General features: G+C 68.6%; 22 protein-coding genes. 15 read left to right on the top strand and 7 right to left on the bottom strand.

Going from position 1 to position 18,090, the window contains the following annotated elements; all coding sequences use genetic code 11:
• The first annotated feature begins 222 nt into the window (after positions 1-222).
• The 9 genes from ACTIEF_RS09275 (at position 223) to ACTIEF_RS09315 (ending at position 5,010) form a co-directional block, all read left to right on the top strand.
• Entirely contained in the window at positions 223-435 is a 213-nt protein-coding gene (locus ACTIEF_RS09275; protein ID WP_439471847.1) for a cold-shock protein, read from the top strand.
• Between the two features lie 52 nt (positions 436-487).
• Entirely contained in the window at positions 488-697 is a 210-nt protein-coding gene (locus tag ACTIEF_RS09280; protein WP_439471848.1) for a hypothetical protein, read from the top strand.
• Between the two features lie 13 nt (positions 698-710).
• Positions 711-935, top strand: coding sequence for a hypothetical protein (locus ACTIEF_RS09285; RefSeq protein WP_439471849.1), 225 nt, complete (start codon positions 711-713; stop codon positions 933-935).
• Positions 936-959: 24 nt separating this feature from the next.
• Entirely contained in the window at positions 960-1,361 is a 402-nt protein-coding gene (locus ACTIEF_RS09290; RefSeq protein ID WP_439471850.1) for a hypothetical protein, read from the top strand.
• Between the two features lie 11 nt (positions 1,362-1,372).
• A complete protein-coding gene (locus tag ACTIEF_RS09295; protein WP_439471851.1) occupies positions 1,373-2,146 on the top strand; it encodes an NYN domain-containing protein in 774 nt (257 codons plus the stop codon).
• A gap of 183 nt (positions 2,147-2,329) precedes the next feature.
• On the top strand, positions 2,330-2,674 hold the full coding sequence (locus tag ACTIEF_RS09300; RefSeq protein ID WP_439471852.1) for a response regulator: 345 nt from the start codon (positions 2,330-2,332) through the stop codon (positions 2,672-2,674).
• A gap of 55 nt (positions 2,675-2,729) precedes the next feature.
• On the top strand, positions 2,730-3,527 hold the full coding sequence (locus ACTIEF_RS09305) for an alpha/beta fold hydrolase (RefSeq protein WP_439471853.1): 798 nt from the start codon (positions 2,730-2,732) through the stop codon (positions 3,525-3,527).
• On the top strand, positions 3,520-4,626 hold the full coding sequence (locus ACTIEF_RS09310; RefSeq protein ID WP_439471854.1) for a PAS domain-containing sensor histidine kinase: 1,107 nt from the start codon (positions 3,520-3,522) through the stop codon (positions 4,624-4,626). The genes ACTIEF_RS09305 and ACTIEF_RS09310 overlap by 8 nt, the downstream gene beginning before the upstream one ends.
• Before the next feature lie 90 nt (positions 4,627-4,716).
• Positions 4,717-5,010 carry a hypothetical protein gene (locus ACTIEF_RS09315; RefSeq protein ID WP_439471855.1) on the top strand — a complete coding sequence of 98 codons (294 nt, stop codon included), beginning with the start codon at positions 4,717-4,719 and terminating at the stop codon, positions 5,008-5,010.
• A 169-nt stretch (positions 5,011-5,179) separates the two neighbouring features.
• Here ACTIEF_RS09315 and ACTIEF_RS09320 read toward each other — a convergent pair whose 3' ends face one another.
• Positions 5,180-6,382, bottom strand: a complete 1,203-nt coding sequence (locus ACTIEF_RS09320) for a DUF1624 domain-containing protein (protein WP_439471856.1) — start codon at positions 6,380-6,382, stop codon at positions 5,180-5,182.
• Between the two features lie 48 nt (positions 6,383-6,430).
• Between ACTIEF_RS09320 and ACTIEF_RS09325 the strand changes: the two genes are divergently transcribed.
• Positions 6,431-6,796: a hypothetical protein gene (locus tag ACTIEF_RS09325; RefSeq protein WP_439471857.1), complete on the top strand. Its 366-nt coding sequence runs from the start codon at positions 6,431-6,433 to the stop codon at positions 6,794-6,796.
• Positions 6,775-10,482 carry an SIR2 family protein gene (locus ACTIEF_RS09330; RefSeq protein WP_439471858.1) on the top strand — a complete coding sequence of 1,236 codons (3,708 nt, stop codon included), beginning with the start codon at positions 6,775-6,777 and terminating at the stop codon, positions 10,480-10,482. The genes ACTIEF_RS09325 and ACTIEF_RS09330 overlap by 22 nt, the downstream gene beginning before the upstream one ends.
• 179 nt (positions 10,483-10,661) lie before the next feature.
• Here ACTIEF_RS09330 and ACTIEF_RS09335 read toward each other — a convergent pair whose 3' ends face one another.
• Positions 10,662-10,835, bottom strand: a complete 174-nt coding sequence (locus tag ACTIEF_RS09335; protein ID WP_439471859.1) for a hypothetical protein — start codon at positions 10,833-10,835, stop codon at positions 10,662-10,664.
• A gap of 189 nt (positions 10,836-11,024) precedes the next feature.
• On the opposite strand from ACTIEF_RS09335, the gene ACTIEF_RS09340 reads away from it, so the two are divergent.
• Positions 11,025-11,402, top strand: a complete 378-nt coding sequence (locus ACTIEF_RS09340; protein ID WP_439471860.1) for a response regulator transcription factor — start codon at positions 11,025-11,027, stop codon at positions 11,400-11,402.
• 73 nt (positions 11,403-11,475) lie between these two features.
• The gene (locus tag ACTIEF_RS09345; protein ID WP_439471861.1) at positions 11,476-11,856 is read left to right on the top strand and encodes a hypothetical protein; all 381 of its coding nucleotides are present in this window, start codon (positions 11,476-11,478) and stop codon (positions 11,854-11,856) included.
• Positions 11,857-11,860: 4 nt separating this feature from the next.
• Here the strand turns inward: ACTIEF_RS09345 and ACTIEF_RS09350 are convergent, their stop codons facing one another.
• The 4 genes from ACTIEF_RS09350 to ACTIEF_RS09365 all read right to left on the bottom strand — a co-directional run bounded on the left by ACTIEF_RS09350 (position 11,861) and on the right by ACTIEF_RS09365 (position 15,901).
• Positions 11,861-12,790, bottom strand: a complete 930-nt coding sequence (locus tag ACTIEF_RS09350; RefSeq protein WP_439471862.1) for a sensor histidine kinase — start codon at positions 12,788-12,790, stop codon at positions 11,861-11,863.
• 35 nt (positions 12,791-12,825) lie between these two features.
• Positions 12,826-13,650, bottom strand: a complete 825-nt coding sequence (locus ACTIEF_RS09355; RefSeq protein ID WP_439471863.1) for a DUF3313 family protein — start codon at positions 13,648-13,650, stop codon at positions 12,826-12,828.
• A gap of 202 nt (positions 13,651-13,852) precedes the next feature.
• Positions 13,853-14,503, bottom strand: a complete 651-nt coding sequence (locus ACTIEF_RS09360) for a hypothetical protein (protein ID WP_439471864.1) — start codon at positions 14,501-14,503, stop codon at positions 13,853-13,855.
• Positions 14,504-14,605: 102 nt separating this feature from the next.
• A complete protein-coding gene (locus ACTIEF_RS09365; RefSeq protein WP_439471865.1) occupies positions 14,606-15,901 on the bottom strand; it encodes a S8 family serine peptidase in 1,296 nt (431 codons plus the stop codon).
• 52 nt (positions 15,902-15,953) lie between these two features.
• On the opposite strand from ACTIEF_RS09365, the gene ACTIEF_RS09370 reads away from it, so the two are divergent.
• Entirely contained in the window at positions 15,954-16,511 is a 558-nt protein-coding gene (locus tag ACTIEF_RS09370) for an RNA polymerase sigma factor (protein ID WP_439471866.1), read from the top strand.
• Positions 16,508-17,230, top strand: a complete 723-nt coding sequence (locus tag ACTIEF_RS09375) for a hypothetical protein (protein WP_439471867.1) — start codon at positions 16,508-16,510, stop codon at positions 17,228-17,230. Before ACTIEF_RS09370 ends, ACTIEF_RS09375 begins: the two co-directional genes overlap by 4 nt.
• Before the next feature lie 32 nt (positions 17,231-17,262).
• Here the strand turns inward: ACTIEF_RS09375 and ACTIEF_RS09380 are convergent, their stop codons facing one another.
• A complete protein-coding gene (locus ACTIEF_RS09380) occupies positions 17,263-18,048 on the bottom strand; it encodes a hypothetical protein (RefSeq protein ID WP_439471868.1) in 786 nt (261 codons plus the stop codon).
• Positions 18,049-18,090 lie beyond the last annotated feature (42 nt).

Below are 18,090 nucleotides of genomic sequence, written 5' to 3' on the forward strand. Positions count from 1 at the left end.
GCGATGCGGAACCGCAGAATTTGACGGGTCGCGCCTCCCCACCGCGAAATCGGATCCAGGCAAGCTTGTAAATCCGTGGGCGGTTCCCATCTAGAAGACGTCGATCTCTTTGCGTGAGCCGCTGTCCTTTGCGCTCCGCACCGAGGTCAGGAGCCCATTTCATTCAGAACCCGACAGGCCGCCCAGGAATTCTCCGGCGGCCCGCTCAAGGGAGGTCTGAAAATGGCTACCGGCACCGTTAAATGGTACAACCCCACCAAAGGCTTCGGCTTCATCCAGCCTGACGACGGTGGCAAGGACGTGTTCGTCCACGCCACCGCCGTTGAGCAATCCGAGTTCGGATCGCTCAACGAAGGTCAAACGATCAGTTACGAGACCGAAGCCGATGCCCGTAGCGGCAAGACTTCGGCAACGCGCCTGACGGTGGCGGCCTGAGGACGCGGCCGCTTTCGCCAACGACAACATCATCTCTTTCGAAGGCGAGGTCGTGCGGCTGCTGCCGCGCGGCAGTCGTCAGGTTCGGTTGGACAACGGCCATGTGCTGACGGTGCTCGCAGCCGGCAAGCCACGTTTGGGAACGCTCCTGATCGGCGATGTCGTACGGGTCGAGCTCGGCTCGGATGAAATGGAAGGATGGCGCTTCGCGCCGTCCCTTCGAGCCATCCAGGAAGGATGTGCGAGTGACGCCCATTTCTGAACGAATCCCGACCATGAGTGATGTCGACCTCGCTTCGCTCCGCTCCAACGCCGTTCACCTTTCCGAGCATGGCTCGGCCAGTCAGATGACGGCGGCGAGCGAAGCCTTGCCCCTGATCGATACGGAACTGGCGCGCCGGGCGGCCTTGCCCAAGCCGCCCAAGCCCCAGCGCAGGCCCGCGCCCAAAAAGGTCGCGCCGGCGATCGGTCACCAGACGGCTTTGCCCAAGGCCTCTTGAGGCCGCCAACCAGAGGAACGCCTTATGATCGAAGAATCCTTCATCCGGCTCTACGCCCATGACTTCGTGCAGTTCGCCGGACGCGCTGAGCTCGGTCAGGAAGTCGACGCCGGGGTCGACAAGCGCATGGCCGACGCCCGGTCCCACGCCGTGCTGATGGACGCGCGCAAGGGCTCCGACCACCTCGCCTCGCTGATCTCGCGCCTTCGCGAGGAGGCGGTCCAGTTCAACGGTCGGGTGATGCTCAAGGGAACAGATCCAGAGGCGGCCGCCCTGCGCCGTCGGCGGTTCCTTAACCGGGTCGCCGACCGCCTGTCGCGCCCCGCCGAGGTTTCCGCGGGAACTGCAAGCCCGCCGATGTCGGCCACGACCGGATTGACCCGCCGGGCCGCCCGTCCGACGCTTCACGTCGAGGCCGCTTCCTGAAGGATTTCTCCATGCCCGCCGACGCCAAGGCCCCGCGTCTCGCCGTGCTGATCGACGCCGAGAATGCGTCGGCGCGGATCGCCGAGGCCCTGTTCACCGAGATCGCCACCTTGGGCGAGGCTTCGGCGCGGCGCATCTACGGCGACTTCGCGTCCAACCAGATCGCCGGCTGGACCAAGGTGCTGGCCCGCTTTGCGATCCAGCCGCAGCAGAATTTCGCGAACACCAAGGGCAAGAACTCAGGCGATATCGCCCTAGTGATCGACGCCATGGACCTGCTGCACTCCGGGCGGTTCGACGGCTTCTGTCTTGTCTCGTCGGATGCCGACTTTACACGTCTGGCCTCACGCATCCGCGAGGAGGGCGTCGATGTGTATGGCTTCGGCGAGCAGAAGACACCCGAGAGCTTTCGCCAGGCCTGCACCCGCTTCATCTACACCGAGAACCTGACAGGCCCGATCGGCCGTGACGCGGTTGCACCTGCCGAAAAAGGGCGCAGCAGAAGGGCCAACGAAGCGCCGAGGTCCGAAGCACCGCTCACACCAGGCAAACGCCCCGCCCCTGAAGCCGCCCGCCTCATCGCCACCGTCATTGCGGACATGGACGAGGATGACGACGGCTGGGTGTCGGTCGGCGGCCTTGGAGATCGACTGCGCAACGCCTATCCCGACTTCGACCAGCGCACCTACGGCCACGCCAAGCTGTCTGACCTGATCCGCGCTACCGGCCGGTTCGAGGTTCAAACGGGCTCGGGCGGATCGATGCGAATTCGCGACAAGGCCTGATCTGGCGACAGGGTACGGCTTTGTATTGGCCCCCTTAGCTTGTTATCCAGCCCGACTATCCCGCGCATTTGGCTTTTCGGCCGACGGGTTTCGAGAAATCCGCATGGCCGCGGAACGACGGCGTCGCGGAACGCTTCAAGTCGCATGGTTCTCTTCTTATCGCCGGCGCCCGTCGTCCTCGTCGTGGACGACGAAGCCCTGCTGCGTCTGGATGCGACGGACGCGCTACGGCACGCCGGCTGTCGAACATTCCAGGCGAGCCAAGCGGAAGAGGCCCTTGAGGTCCTGGCGCTTCACCCGGAAATTTCGATTCTGTTCACCGACATCAACATGCCAGGTCAACGCGACGGCGTCGCCCTGGCGGGCGAGGTCCACCGTCGTAGGCCCGATATCAGCGTGATCATGACCTCGGGCAGAGAGCGTCCATGCGCATCCCTCCTGCCACCGGACAGCCGGTTCTTCGCGAAACCCTACGACATGGATGTGATCGCGCGGAACGTCTGGAGCTTTGGCCGAGGCAAGGATTGAGCCAGACGACCAGCGGTTGTCGTGCTTTCGGTCGCGGGATGATATGACAGAGGCTATGAATCCCTTGCCGACGGCCCTTCGCAACAACGTCGTCGTCAAAGGGACGGGCGAACGCGTCATTGTTTTCGCCCATGGCTTCGGCTGCGACCAGAACATGTGGCGCCACGTGGCGCGAAGGTTCGAGGACGACTTCCGCACTCTGGTATTCGACAACGTCGGGGCCGGACAGTCGGACCTGTCCGCTTATGATTCCGGCAAGTATTCGAGCTTGCAGGGCTATGCAGACGATCTGGTGGAAATCCTGCGCGAGCACGACGCGCGCAAAGTCGTCTTCGTCGGACATTCCGTCAGCAGCATGATCGGTTTGCTTGCCTCCCTGGAGGCGCCGGAGTTATTCGGCTGCCTTGTCCTCGTTGGACCGTCGCCCCGCTACATCGACGACCATGACTATGTCGGTGGATTCTCCGCGGGCCAGATTGAGGAACTCCTCGGTTTTCTGGGCGATAACCCCATGGCCTGGTCGCAAGCGATGGCCCCGCAGATCATGGGCAATGCGGACCGCCCGGAACTCGGTGACGAGTTGACGGCCAGTTTTTGCCGCACCGATCCGAAGATCGCCGAAGAGTTCGCGCGCGTAACCTTCACTTCCGACAATCGCGCGGATCTGGACCGTTCCACGATCCGCACACTTATCCTTCAATGCACCGACGACATCATCGCGCCGTTGGCTGTGGGTGATTTTGTCCACGCCCAAATGAAAAATAGCGAGCTGATCGTGCTCGCGGCCACAGGGCATTGCCCGAACCTGAGCGCGCCAGAAGAGGTCGTCTCGGCGATCCGCGCCTTTGTCTGATTTCGTCATACAGGACATCGCCTCTCGGCTTTACGATACAGCGCCGTGTGGACTACTGACCTTGAACGCGCTGGGCGCGATCACGAGCGCCAACAAGACTGCCTGTGACTGGCTTGGCGTGTCATCCGAGACGCTCGTGGGCCGACAGTTCCGGGATCTCCTCACCACGCCCGGGCGGATTTTCTACGAGACGAACCTGTCTCCGGCCCTTCATTTGGAAGGGACGATCGAAGAATTGGCCCTCGATTTTGCTCTCGGCGATGGCGAGCCCTTGCCCGCAATGGTGAGCGCTGTGACTCGCTTGGAAGGAGGAGTCGCCACCACCCAGATCGCCTTGATGCGCGCACAGGGCCGTCGGCGTTATGAACGCGACCTGCGCGAGAAGCAGGCGGTTTCGGCCAAGGGCTTGGTCGATGCCCAGGAAATCGCCGAGCTGCGCGAACAGTTCATCGCGGTGCTCGGGCATGACCTGCGCAACCCCCTTGCATCGATCGTCGGCGCTGCCCGCCTGCTGCGGAGAGACGTCACCGGCGAAAAGGCCACACGCGTTCTGGATATGATGGAGGGCAGCGTCGATCGCATGGCGGGTCTCATCGACGACGTGATGGACTTCGCACGGGGCAGGCTGGGCGGCGGTATCGGCCTTGAGCTGAGACTGGCGCCTCTGGAACCGGTGCTTCGGCAGGTTGTCGACGAGTTCGAAGCGGGTCAGCCGGAGCGTTCGATCGAGGCGCGCTACAATCTCCCCGTGCTCGTCCGCTTCGATCAAGGACGGCTGGCCCAATTGGTGTCCAATCTCATCGGCAACGCCCTCACCCATGGCGACCCCAAAGCTCCGGTGCATCTTGAGGCTGACATTCAGAACGATCGTCTGATCCTGGCGGTAGCGAACGCCGGAGCGCCGATCCCGGAAGCGGCGATGGGGCGCCTGTTCCAGCCCTTCGTCAGGGGCGCGGTTCGTCCCAATCAGCAGGGTCTGGGTCTTGGTCTCCACATCGCCGCCGAAATAGCCCGAGCACACGGTGGTCGCCTTACCGCCACCTCAACGGAAGCGGAGACCCGCTTTGTCTTGGAGATGCCAGCTTTCGCCGCGGGCTAGTGGCGGATTGGCAGGGTGATCCCGGCTGGAAAGCGCTCATTGGTGCTGCAGGAACATCAAGAGACCACATGATTGCGATCTATGGAGACCATGAGCACCGACCCTTCCGACACGCGCGCGCGCGATCGCGCGGAGCTTTACGCGCCTAGGCCGTCGGGCGGGTCGATCATGGCCGGCGTCTGCGTGGCAGTGGTCGCCTTCTTGGGCGTGATGGTCGTGTCTGGTTTCTATGGGTGGGAAGTCCGGGACAACGTCCTTCCAGCCTGCCTGATAACGGCAGCCGGGTTCTGTGTGGGATTCGCTGGCTACAAAGGCCAAAAGCGAAAGAATCTCACGGCTGTCGGGCTCGAGCAGTCAAAAATCGACCGAAGCGAAACTGGCTGAGCGCGCTGCGGAAATCCGGCAGGGACTTCGAACGTCAGGGTGCGGGTAAATCTGCGCTTGATCGATTGCCCGGCAGGATCATTCTCCAACCCGAGACCTCCACTCATCATGCCGAGTGTGGTCTTTCCGACGTTGCTTGCATGACCGTTTCTGGCGCATCGCCCCCCCCTCACAAATACCGCATCCACCACTGCCCGCTCCGCCGCTTCACCCCGGCGAACCAGCGGCAGGCGAACCACCCCGGGACCGCCGCGACCACCGCGATCCCCCAGACCCAGCCCGCGTTCGGGACGCCGAACACCTCGCCCTGATTGGCGCCGAACGCCCACAGGCAGGCGAGGGCGGCCAGGTGCAGGGCGTACAGGTGGATCAGGTAGAAGAACAACGGCGCGCCGCCGAACGCGGTCAGCAGGTCGGTCGTCCGCGCGGGCAGCCGCTCCAACCCCGCCAGCAACAGCGTCCCGACCCCCAGGGTCAGCAGCAGGAAGTCCGCTGACGGCGGGTATTTGGTCAGGTTCAGCACGCTCATCACCGTGTGCAGGGCGTCCGGATAGACGCTCCAGCGCAGCGGCTCGCCATAGACATTGATCCCGCGCAGCACCGCGAACAGGGCCAGCATCGAAAGCCCCAGAGCCACCAGCCGACGGCGGCGCGCGGCGCCGTCCTGACCGGCCGCGAACCACGGTCCGATGGCGTAGCCCAGAGCCGCAACGCCGATCCACGGCAGCAGGGGATAGGAGGTCCGCGCCCGCCCGCCCCAGGACAGGTCGATGAAGCCGCGATCATGCAGCACGGCCCACAGGGCGTGGCCCGGCTGGCCCTCGGCCACCGTGACCGGATCCAGCAGATTGTGACCCAGCACGATCACCGCGCCCACCGCGATCAGGGCCGGGCGGGGCAGCCAGACCAGCGCCGCCAGCGCCATCATCGACAGGCCGATGGCCCAGATCACCTGCAGGAAGACCGTCGGCGGCGTCAGGTCGAAGGTCCAGGCGAACGACACCGCCGTCAGCTCCAGCGCCACCAGGAACAGGCCGCGCTTGAACAGGAACTCGGACGCGGCCCCCATCCTTCCTTTCTCGTCGCCCCCCTTCTTCATCCCGTAAAGCCAGGCGCTCAGCCCCGTCAGGGCCACGAACACCGGGGCGCACAGATGCGCCGCCAGCCGGGTGAAGAACAGCGCCGGCTCGGTCGTCGCCACATCCATCGGGTCCGACACCTGGGCGTGGATGAAGAAGAACTCCCGCGCATGGTCGATCAGCATCAGCAGCATCACCAGACCGCGCAGGGCGTCGATGGAGGTGATCCGGGCGGTCAGGGTTGGCGGGGCAGGGACGGCGGAGGCGGGCGCGGCGGCGGTTGACAGCGTCATGCCGCAGCGTCTAGCCGTTATGTGATAACATTACAAATGGAGCCTGTCTTGTCCCTCCTCACCAGCTGCGCGGGTCTGTGCCTGCTGGCCGCCGCCGACCCGGCCGTGGTCGTGGCGGACGTTCCCGCCGCCACCGTCGCGCCCGATACCGCGACGCCAGAACCGACGACGCTGGGCGAGATCGTGGTGCTGGGTCGGCGGGCGCCGCGCGACGCCACGCTAGGGGCAGGGGCCACGACCGAGCGCATGTCGCCGTCCAGCCGCTCCATCGAGGCCGACCTCCTGCACGCCGTCGGCGCCACCCGCCTGTCCGATGCGCTGGAACTGGTCAGCGGCGTCAGCCAGCAGAACAACCGCTTCGAGCCCCCTTTCCTCATGTTCCGGCTCCGGGCATGGTCCTCGACCATGGGTTGAGCGTCGCGCTGCGGCGATGGGGGCATTCCGTGGTCGAAAGTCAGTCAGGCGCCGTGAACGCGGCGCTGTCCGCGCTTGTGGAAGCCGGTCGGGCCGGAAAGCTGGTGATTTTCTGTGGCGCGGGCGTATCGATGCTCGCGCCCAGCAGGAGCCCCAACTGGTGGGAAATTTACCATGCCGCCGCTCGCGCGCTGTTGGTCGAGACGGAGCAGGGCTTCGGAGACCAGCTTCCCGCCATTGATCTGGATGGGGTTCTGGGATCGATCAGGACCCAGCAACTCGCTGATCTGATCGTCAGCCGATTTGCCGGCGAGACCTTCACCGAGCTGCTGTCCGCGGTGGACATCGCCGATCCCAACGCCAACCACCGTCTGATCTCGGCGCTGGCGGGGGCGGGCCATGTGCGCGGCGTCCTGACGACCAATTTCGACACCATGATCGAGCGCGCCGCCGCGACCTACGGCGTGGGGGTATCGGTGTGCGTCCCCTACCTGCCGCCCGAGTCCACGGGCTCCGAGGGGCTGACCCTGATCAAGATCCATGGTTCGGTCGCCATCCCGGGAAGCCTGATCGAGACCAGTAGCCACAAGGCGAGGGCCTTCTCTCCCGTTCTGAAGCAATGCTGGCTACCCATGCTGGACGACGCCGTGGTGCTCGTCTTGGGATATTCGGGCGCCGATCTCGGCGATGGCGCGGCGGGCGCCTTCTTCGAGGACGTACTCGCCAGGCGATGTCCCATCTATTGGGGGCACAGACCGGGCTCCAGGCCCGAGCTTCCGGCGCCCGTCGCGCAACAGGTGGTGTTCATCGAAGGCGGCCTCCCTCACCCGCTCGACGCGATCAGCGACGGGTTGGGGGTTTCGGACTTTGAAACGCCCGTGACGGGACGCGACGCCCACGCGCGGCTGGCCGCGTCGATGCGCGAGTGGGCCGCCAGCCTGCACGTCGGGCGATGGGGCGCCGCTACCCTGTTCCAGGAACTGGCTCGCCAGCATGGCCATACCGAGCTTGCCGAGGCCCTGCGCAGGATCGCCATGGCGCAGGCCGAGCGACTGCAGCCGGGCGCCGCCCTGGAGATTGCGGACCTCGCTTCGAGCGCCCTGCTTCGAAGCGTTGCAACTCATGCCATGGCGCAAGCGGCGTTCGAGGATGCGGCGACTCTCCTCCACGCCTCCCAGCGAATCCAGGTCACCTTCGATCAAGCGCTTCAGAACACCAGTCCAGCCGGTCGCAAGGAGCGTCTCGCCAACTTGGCCGGAGGCTGGAACAATCTGGCGTTCTGTTCCCTCGTCGCCGGGAACAAGACGGAGGCGGTCAGCCTCTATCGCGAGGCCCTGGGGAGCGCCTTGGCCGGGGGGCATGCGGCTCTCGCCCTGATCGCGATCACCAACATGCTCGGCAACGGGGACGAACTGAACCGCGTCCGGGTGTCGATGCGGCTGGCTGAGGTCGCGGTGGACCTCGCGGATCGCATCGGCGCCTTGGGGCCATCCGTCGAGCTGCGGCTTCTCCTCGCCATGTACGCATTCGATCGCAATGAACCCTGGGTCGCCGACGAATGGCTGATCGCCGCCGATCGGCGCGCCCGGGTTGTCGACGACGAACAACTGCTGTCGATGGTCGACATCCTGATGGCGGAATCCGAACTGCGCAAAGGGCGGATCGAGGCCGGCCTGAACCGGATCGCGGCCCGTCTTGAGAGAACGGGGCAGGCGGCGTTCATGGTCCGTCCGATTGAGGAAACACGGCGGCATCTCGTGATCCTCGGCGTGCCGTCGCCCGGTTCCTTCTTCCTGCATTTGCCTCAAGACGCCGTCGACGGACACGTCGCCAGACTCCAGCGCGACCGCGACGAGGCCGGGGGCAAGGGCGAGCTTCCCTGGCGAGGCGCGCACCTGGCCGTGTCCGATTCGGCGGTGCATGACGAAGGGCAACTCGGGCTGCTCTGTCGCCTCGGACAACTGACCTTCGATGGCGAGGATTCAAAAGCCGCCGATCTGGGGCTGCACTTCGCCTTCAGAGCCTTGTCGCGCGGCCATCTGGAACAGGCGCACTGGGCGGCCAGGAATGTCGTCGCCGGCCGACCGGCGCCGATCGTTCGGGCCGCCGCCTTGGGGGTTCTGGGGGCGGTCGCGGCGGAGCGTGGCGAGATCGTCAACGCCGCGCGCCTGTTCGACCAAGCCGAACAGGCCCACCGCGACGCCGAAACCCCTCCGTCCGCCGGCCTGGCGTCATCGGCGCTCTGGTTCTTCGTCCAGGCCGGCGATGTCGCGAAAGCCCTGGCTTGGGTTCGGCTTTGGCCTCTTGATCGCGCCAAGGCGGGTGAGGCGATCGGGAGCCTCTATGCCGAAGCGATGCGTCTCGACACCTGGGGCGAGGCGATGGCGGACGTCGCCGCCGCTCTGCGCGAGAAGCTGGCGCCGTTCGGGGGCGTGGTCCCCGTCGGTCAGTCGGGCGGCGACGAACCGGTCCGTCGCTACGTCGGCATCCCGACCCCGCTCGACGCCGAGGATCAAGCCCTGATGCATCGGTTGCACGCCCTTGCGGTGTCACCCGATCCGATCACGGACCTCCCGGACTTCATCCCCGAGGTGATCCTGTCCGCCGGCGCCTCGGATCCCCAGCGGCTTCAGGCGCTCGATATCTGGTTCAAGAGCCTGTCGGAGCATCATCCCCTGGCCGAGGTCGAGGCGATGGCGGACAATCTTCGCGCCGCCCTTTTGGGGGACCTCAATTTCAACGGCGTGGTCAGGCTGGAAACCCATCTGTGGCTGCTCCGCTGCGAGAATGGCCAGATCGACCAGGCGCAGGCTAGGCTTCGCGATGTGATCTGGATCGCGGATCTCGCGACCCTGCCGCTCGTACGCGCCGAATTCCTGTCTCTCGCGATCGTTGACGCCAACATGGCGGCCTTGGAACAGGTGCAGGAGGCCTCCGCCACCCTGCGCTATTTCGGACGTCGGACGGCGGCTCCGGTCAAGCCGGAACCGGTGATCAATGTCGGGGAAGCCTTCGCGGCGTTCGCGGTCGAACTCGCCGCGACGTCCGAGCCTGATGCGGCGGACGCCCTGGTGCGCGAGGTCGTCATCCGGCTGCGTCGCGCGCGCTGCCTGACGGCTGATCTGGTGGGCAGGGTGCGCGGGGAACGGGCGAACTGGGACCTGAACCACAAGCGGTTCGTCGAAGCGGCGGAGGCCTATCGGCGGATCGAACGCGGCTTCTTCAGGCGGGGCGAGGTGGTCAATGCCCTGAACAGCCGCGCCGGCGCCGCGCGGGCCATGAGCCGGTCCGGAGATTTCGCGGCGGCCGAAGCGCTGTTCAAGGCGGCGGTGGCGGACGCCGAGGGCACGCCGATGGTCTCCAATCTTCTCCGGGGATTGGGGGCGGCCAGACTGGTGGAAGCCACCGAACGTCGCGACCCCATGGATCTCGTGCTGCTCGAACAGGCGGTCCAGGCTTTCAAGGACGCGATCAAGGCGGGGCGGGAGGACACGATGGATCGCGCGAGGGCCCGTCTCGCGCTGGCGCGTGCGTTTGGAGAACGCGGTGATCAGGAGGAGGCTATGGCGTCATTCGATGAGGCGATATCGGAGCTGTCTCATCTCGGGGGCGACACGCCCCGGCTCCTCATCACCCACCGCACCCAGTTCGCGGAGGGAAACTGGCGCGGACTGGGCATGTTCTAGGTCCGGTTCCCGCACGGCTCCCAAAGCAAAGCCCCCCGCCGAGGGCGACGGGGGGCTCGGACGCTTCGGGCAAGCGCGGACCGAAGGGGGAGTGGCCCACGCCTTGAGTGCGTCACCCTTCGAACGGGCGAGACCGACCGGTCCGTCGCGCCACCCGCCGTCTTCACGCGTGCGGCCGACTATCCCGCCGCCGCCACCGCGTCCCCGCTCCGCGCCCGCGCCGTCTCGGGCATCCGCGCCATCGCCGCCCCCAGGAAGGCCCGCTCGGCCTCGGGCGTTTCGAAGAACCGGCGGGGCAGGACGATGGCGCTGCTCTGGACCAGGAAGACCCAGTATTTGCGGGTGCGGAACACGTCGGTGACGCAGGCCAGCCCGGATCGTGCCTGTCGCTTCCATCTGCGCCCCTCTGTTCGCGAGGCGCGACGCTAGCGGCGCGGGGAGGGTGCGTCACTCCCCCGCCGCGCCGTCGCATTGACAACCGCCCGTCAACGCGAAACCTTGGGTTGAGGGAGCAGTTCAGGGCTTCGGTCCGGGGGGACGAGATGGCGCGTATCGCGGTGGTGGACGACGATCCGGACGTCCGGGATTTCATCTCGGTCATCCTGAGCGAGGACGGGCATGAGGTGATCACCGCCGACGACGGCCTGTCCGCCCAGACCCTGATCAGCAAGACGCCGCCGGACCTGATGGTGCTCGACATCCTCATGCCCAACCGCGACGGCCTGGCCACCATTCTGGAGCTGCGGCGCGAGGGGCGGGGCTTCCCCATCCTCGCCATGTCGGCGGGGGGGATGATGGACAGCGGCTATCTGCTGAAGACGGCCAGGACCTTCGGCGCCGACGCCACCCTGTTCAAACCCTTCAGCCCCGAACAGCTGCGCACCGGCGTCAATGCCCTGCTGCGGGGCAAGGACGGCTGATCGGGGCCAAGCGCCGACGCGGCTTGCCCTGTTTCAGCGCCACCGCCATTCTTCCCCGTCGCCGGGGAGGGGCGTGCGTCCATGTCTGAACCGGCCAAACCCGCCGCCGTGCTCATCCCGGCGGCGGTCTGTCTCCGTCGCGGCCGTCCTGTTCGCCGGGCTGGGCGGCCTGTCCGAGGCGCCCTGGCGCATCCTCTGCGGCATGGGCGTCCTGTTCTGCCTGATCATGCTGGTCGTGTTCGGGATGATGGCCGCGAACGAACAGTCGATGGCGATGCGTCGCGGGCTGGCTTGGGCCTATGGCGCCCTCGTCGGCCTCTGCTATGGCCTGTTCTTCGCGCCGGACGGCGGGGTGCTCAGCCTGCTGCTTCATATGGGCGGAGCGGCCCTTGTGGCCCGGGCCGCCTTCTGGAGGCTGGAATTGACATCCCCCTCAATGTGGGACCGGGACTGAGCGTCTAGGCCCCGTCGGCGAACGCCGGCACGAAGCCCGCGCCCTTGTCCGGCCGTTGGAAGCGCACCGTTCCGCCGTGCAGCTCGATGATCCGCGCCGTGATCGACAGGCCCAGACCGGCGCCGTCGCCCTTGCTGTCGGCGCGGGCGAAGCGGTCGTACAGCCGCGCCTCGAAGGCTTCGGGCACGCCCGGCCCGTCGTCGCGCACCGTCACCGCCCCGGTCGCATCCACGCTGATGGCGATGGTCGTGCCGGGCGGGGTGTGGCGCACCGCGTTCTCGATCAGATTGCGCACTGCCACGCCCGCCAGCACCGCATCGCCCTGACGCGCCACCCGCTCCACCGCGCTGTCGAAGCCGATCTCGCGTCCGCCGGTCAGGATGCGCGGCGTCATCTCCGCCGCCACGTCGCGCGCCACCGCCACCAGATCGAAGCGCTCGGTCCGGCTCAGGCGATCGCGGTCCGCCTCGGCCAGGAACAGCAGCTGTTCGATCAGCCGCGCCAGCCGCTCGAACTCGGCGGTGGCCACTCCGCGCTCCTCGGGCGGCAGCAGGCTTTCGACATGGGCGCGCAGGATGGTCAGCGGGGTGCGCGGTTCATGCGCCGCATTGGCCGAGAAGGCCCGCTGCGCGGCCGCGCCGACGGCGGCGATCCGGCCCCAGCGTTCGGCGGTCAGGGCGGCGATCAGGGTCATCGCCAGCCCGACCTCGATCCAGCCCACCGTCCGCACCATCTCCAGCCCGGCCCGTCCGGGCCAGCCCATCAGCAGGGTCAGCAGGGCCAGGTCCTCGGTCAGCTTGGCGCAGCCGGCGGCCAGGAAGAACATCGCCAGCCAGCCGTGCAGGGTCCACAGGATCGGGACCGTGAACCGTCCAAAACCGGCAGGCTTCGGCGGGACAGGGCGAGGGGCTCGGGCGGGAAGAGGGCGGTCCATGCCCCGGTCTCGCCCGCCCGTCTTTCACCCCGCTTTCACGGGGTGGCGGGCGTCTCCTTCGGCGTCGAGGGCCGTTCGATCTCCGGCACATACAGGCCGGTCACCAGCCCCGCCGCGAACCCGCCGACGCTGCGGCCCACATTGTTGCGCGCGCCGTGCCGCAGGCAGGGATCGGGCTCGGGAATGTCGCGCACCTCGCGCGCCTTGGACGCATAGGCGTCGCCCACCGCGTCGCCCATCGGCTCGGCGAACTGCAGGGCGTCGCCGACGCGCGACAGGGACGGGCTGTCATTGCCGATCACCGTCGCATTCCGGCCCCAGGTAATGGCCGCGATCTGGGTCCGCCCGTCCGGCGCCATCAGCTCGCTCTCCACCGCCAGCCCGCCGGTCGACCCCGGCGCCCGCACGTTCAGTATCGGCACCGGGTTCAGGAAGTTGGCCGCCGCGCTGACCCCCGATCCGAACGGATTGGTCGGGTCCACCCGCACCACGAAGGTCCGCACGAAGGCCGTCCGGTCATCGCGCGCCTCGGCCAGGGTGAAGCGCTCGCTGACCTCGTAGCAGATCTGCCGGTCCACCTCGCTCAGCACCGCCGCGCGGTCGTTTTCCGACAGGTTCTCGCCCACGCCGGGGGCCAGTCGCGCGGGCTCCAGGAACACCCGCTCCACCGCGTCCGAGGCCGCGTCGTCGCGCCTCTGGCGGACCACGGCGCGCAGGCTGTCGCCCGGCTCGGTCAGGTCGTCGTACCGGCTCAGCAGGCCGGAATGCGGCGTCGGCGCCGTCTGGCAGGCGCCCAGCGCCAGCGCGCCCAAGGTCAGGGCGCCGAGCGGGAGGATCAGTCCGGTGGCTCTCGGGGTCATGGTCGTCTCACAGGGGCTATGGGTCGGCCTGCGTCGCCCGCTCGCCTTTCCTCAGGCTTTCGGACGGCATTCCCGGTTGTACGCGCATGAGGGGCGTGTGGATGCGCGTAAGCGCACAACGCACAGCGAGCCCGACGCTCGCGCGCCGGGCTCGACAGGCTCAGGGCCGGGATCGGGGGGCATGACCCGGCCGTGAGACGGATCAGGTCTGCGGGCGCGTGCGCTCCGCCGAACCGTTGGCGCCGCCGCCCAGCGACACCGAGGCGCCCGAGCGGCTGGCCGAGGCCGCCGCATCGCCCGAACCGCCCGCGCGGGCCTGACGGCGCGGGGTGTCCACGGCGCCCGAGCCCGAGCCCGAGGCGCTGCCCGAAGCCGAGCTGTTCAGCGCGCCGTTGGCGGTCGCCGTGCCGCTGTTGGCGGTGTGGGCCAGCGCCGTCTGGCCGGCGGCCGAGGCGCCTTCGGCGGTGGAGCCCGCGCGGCTCACGCCCATGGCGGCTTCACCCTGGGCGCGGGCCGACGCGCTCTCGACGGTCGAACCAGCGCGGGTCACGGTCGAGGCGGCTTCCCGCTGGGCGCGGGCCGAGGCGCGTTCCGCACGGGCTGCGGCGGCGGTCGCGCGGCGCTCGGCGCGGGCGCGGACCTGTTCGGCGCGGCTGGTTGTCTCGCCGATCCGGTCCCGGGCGAACGCACCGTCCAGACCGCCGGTCAGGCTGCCCGAACCCATGCTGCCCAGCGCGCCGCCGACCTGTCCGCCCACTCCGCCGGTCAGACCGCCCGCGATCTGGGCGTTGGCGGCCCCGGCGGTCAGGGTCAGGGCAAGGGCGGCGGCGGTGATCATCAGGGTCTTGCGCATCGTGTCTCTCCTGCGAAAGGTCTGGGCGATATCGCCCTCCCAGGGTCCAACGATGGGTCGGTCCGGATTCATCCCGGCCCTCGAAAAAGTTCTGAAAAAAGTTCAGCGGGCCAGCTGGCCTCGCGCTCCGACCGCCGCCGGGGCGGTCCTCAGCGCCGCCCCGACCACGCCCCGGCCGTAGACCGGATCAGGGCCGGCCGCGCCTTCGTCGGTCGCCGTGCGGGCCAGCGCCTCCACATCCCCGCCGTTGCGCGCCAGCAGTCCGGCCACCAGCGGCGCCGCGAATGACGCGCCCCGGACATTCACCCAGCCGCGCCCGCCCGCCGCCGCCATGTCGGCCCCCGGCGCGGCGAAGTCGACCTGCGGCCCGCGTCCCGCTTCGGGCAGCACCCGGTTGCGCGCGTTCACCGCCGTCACCCCGATCACGCCCGGATAGCTGGCCGGGAACAGGGGCGGTGCGGCGGGGCCGTCATTGCCCACGGCGGCCACCACCGTCATCCCCCGCTGCCGCGCCCGCGCGATCGCCGTCTCGATCAGCCCGTTGCGCGGCCCCACCAGACTGATGTTCACCACCCGCACATTCTGGCCCGACAGCCAGCTCAGCGCCTGGGCCACCGCCGTCGCCGATCCGCCCGTCGTCGCCCCGCCATAGACGTCCGCCGCATACAGGCTCGCCCCCGGCGCCGCGCTGCGAAAGCCCTGACCCCGTCCGACCAGCAGTGAGGCCACCGCCGTTCCATGCCCCGCCGGTCGCGCCGCCCCGACGAAGCCGCGCGACTGCACCGTCACCCCCGCCAGCGCCGGATGCCGCGTATCCACCCCGGTATCGATCAGCCCCACCCGCACGCCGCCGCCCTGGGGCGGGACCGGCGGCGCGGCATAGGGCTCGACCGCTTCTCCCATCTCCCCCGCCGGGACATGCACATGGTTGAAGGCGAACGCCCCCTCCGGCGCAAGCGCCCTCAGCCGCGCCATCGCCCGGCCCAGCGGCATCCGCCGGGGCGGGGCCAGCACCACCGTCGTCAGGTCCAGCGCTTCCAGCCGCTCCTCACGCACCACGGTGAAGCCCTCGGCCAGCGCCGCCCGCCGCGCCGCCTCGCTCAGGGCCACGGCCACGATCTCCCCGCGCACCGTCGGCCAGCCGTCCGGATCGCTCTCCAGCGCCCCGTCCGAGCGTCGGATCAGGTCGCGGAACCGCGCCGGGACCTCCAGCACGCCCTCGACCCCCGCCCGCGCCTGTCCGGTCAGCCGGTCCACCTCGCCCGGCAGCCGCCCCGGCAGGTCGCGCGCCTCCGGCAGCCCCACGCCCGGCAGCGACGGCAGGCCGATCTGCGCGTTGGCCGGTCCCGCGGCCAGCGCCGCGACACATCCCAGCAGGATCAGAAAACGAGGCTCCATCGGCGGCTCCAACGCGTGAAACGAATGAAAGGCCATTGGCGACGGCCCGACAATGGATGAAACGTCAGGGCCGGGACGTTTCATCCCGCATGAGCGGAGTATCGACTTGGACGCATTCCAGACGGAGCTGGTGGAGCTTCTCCCCCGCTTGCGCCGGTTCGCGCGCGCCGTCTGCCGTTCGGACGCCGATGCGCAGGACCTGGTCCAGGCCACGGTCGAGCGGGCGCTGGTCAAGCGCTCGGGCTGGACCCCCGGCACGCGTCTGGACAGCTGGGCCTTCACCATCATGAGACGGATCCACATCGACGACGCCCGGTCCAGAACGCGCTGGGGCAAGGTCCTGTCGCCCGAGGACGATCACACCCTCAATGTCGCCGACGCCGCCCAGGCGGGCGAGGCCCTGCGCGCGGATGCGCTGGCGGTGCAGGCCGCCGTCCGCAACCTGCCCGACGACCAGCGGCTGGCCGTGGCACTGGTCCTGATCGACGGCCTGTCCTACGCCGAGGCCGCCGTCGTTCTGGGCGTCCCGGCGGGCACCCTCACCAGCCGTCTGGTGCGTGGCCGCCAGACCCTTCTCCAGACCCTGGACGAACAGGGAGTGACCGCATGACCTCTTATGACGACGAAACCCTGATGCGCCGCGTCGATGGCGAGCTGACGCCCGAACAGGGCGCGGCCATCGACGCCGCCGCCGCCGCCGATCCGGCCCTCGCCGACCGTATCGCCGTCCTGAGGTCCCTGCGCACCCTGACGCGCGAGGCCTTCCCGGCCGCGCCCGATCCGCGCGACGACGCCCTCGCGGCCCTGATCGCGGGGCCGGCCGCTCCCGTGCGCGGCGGCCCGTCCTGGACCGCCCGTCTCAAGGCCGCCTTCGCGCCGTCCCTGCTGCCCGTCTGGGGCGCGGGCGTCGCCGCCGCCTTCGTGCTCGGTCTGATGGTCGGCGGTCCCGGCGAGCCGCCCGGCTTCGTCGTCGGCCCGCAAGGCCAGATCGCCGACGCCAGCCTGACCCGCGTCCTCGACCAGCGTCTGGCCGGGCAGGGCGCCGACGCCGATGGCCGCGCCGTCGGCCTGACCTTCAAGGATGGCGAAGGCCGATGGTGCCGCACCTTCAGCGCTGGTGACGCCGGCGTCGCCGGCCTCGCCTGCCGCTCCCACGACCGTTGGTCCGTTCAGGCCCTAGCCCCCTTCAGCGGCGCCGGCCCCGACGCCATCCGCACCGCCTCCGCCGACATTCCGGCGGCGGTTCTGGCGGCTGTCGACGCCGCTCAGGCGGGCGACACGCTCGATCCCGTCGCCGAGGCGCGGGCGCGGGACGAGGGCTGGAAGTAGCTTTGAATAGCCCGCAGGCGGACCGGAGGGGCTCAGCGGTCGGTCTTCAGGGACCATGAATGCATCCGCGCCGCGACATCGTCGCCTGTGACCGCCACGCCGCCAGTCCCGGACAATGCCAGCCGTCGCGAATGATAGTCCACGAACCAGGGCAGGGCCGCGGCCAACGCCCCGTCTGTCATGGGCTCGCTCGTGATGGCCACTTCGGCGCCCAGCACCCCCGGTTGGCCTGATATGGGCTCCAGCGCGTCAATCGGGATCACGTTCGACGGTGTTTCGCGGTCTGGAAACCAGAGCAGCAGGGGCAGATTCTCCAGCGGCACGGGAACAGGGCGGCTTTCGGAGATCTCGGTGAGCGCCAGCCACCACTCGACGTCGTCCTGCCCCTCGGACTTGGGCGGAAGGAGGGCGCCCGCCAGGGGTTCCGCGACTGGCCAGCCGATACCGGATGCGATCCGGCGGCCCCAGCCAGTTCCCGGCATGAGCGGCTCGGCGCGCTCGCGCAGGGTGTGGGATGTCGAGACCACCACGCCCCCATCGCTCAGGTCCACGACGGCGCTCTCGCCCTTGTTGTACGCCACCATCCTTTGGGAAGCGGTCGACTTGTACGACCACCCATTCCACAGGAAGCGCTGCACGGCGGACCCCGTGATCTTGCGACCGTTCAGGCCGATCGTGAGCGAGAAGCGGTAATTGAAGGCGGCCAGGCCCTTTAGCAGACCGCAACCGGCGAGTGGGCCGACGAGCGCGGCGCCGGCGCCCAGTCGCAGGGCGTTCCGGCGGGTCGATCGCGTGATGATGGATGCCGGGTTGCTCACGGCGGCATCCTGCCCTCCGCCGGTTAGCGGGAACTTGACGAC

The sequence above is a fragment of the Brevundimonas sp. genome, assembly GCF_051858995.1.
Lineage (GTDB): Bacteria > Pseudomonadota > Alphaproteobacteria > Caulobacterales > Caulobacteraceae > Brevundimonas.